1 protein-coding gene is annotated in these 562 nt (G+C 70.8%); it reads left to right on the top strand.

The window, feature by feature from the left end:
• Positions 1-562, top strand: a 562-nt coding sequence (locus tag ACEN88_RS33850) for a GIN domain-containing protein (protein WP_413346743.1), incomplete at both ends; no start/stop codon positions are given.

Here is a 562-nt window from a genome sequence, read left to right as displayed (position 1 = left end):
CGAAGCCGTCGCTGGAACTGAGCGGCGAACGCAAGCAGCTGGCCGAGATCGAGACCGTCGTGCGCGGCGACACGCTCGTCGTGCGGCCCGTGCAGCGCAACGGTTTCTTCTTCAACTTCGGCAAGCGCCGCGAGACCGTCACCGTCCGCATCGGCGCGTCTGCCCTGAAACGCCTGACGGTGGCCGGCAGCGGCGACGTCGAGATCGACCGCATCAACGCCGAGCGCTTCACGTTGGCCGGCAACGGCCCGGGCGACGTCCACGCGAGCGGCACCGTGCGCCAGCTGACCGTGACGTCCAGCGGCAGCGGCGACCTCGAGCTGCAGCACCTGAAAGCCGGCGACGTCGACCTGGCGCTGAACGGTCCGGGCGACGTGGAACTGGCCGACGTGAGCGGCACGCTGTCCGTGCAGGCCGGCGGCTCCGGCGACCTGGAAGCGGACGGCCTGCGCGCGAGCAAGGTGACGGCACGCATGCGCGGGCCGGGCAACGTCAAGCTGTCGGGCAGCGCGCGCGAACTGGACCTGGAGATGTCCGGCTCGGGCGATTTCGAAGGCTGCGA

Source organism: Massilia sp. CT11-108 (assembly GCF_047302915.1).
GTDB lineage: Bacteria > Pseudomonadota > Gammaproteobacteria > Burkholderiales > Burkholderiaceae_D > Telluria > Telluria orientalis.
Note: the sequence above shows the minus strand (reverse complement) of the source record. Positions and strands in the feature narration are given on the sequence as shown.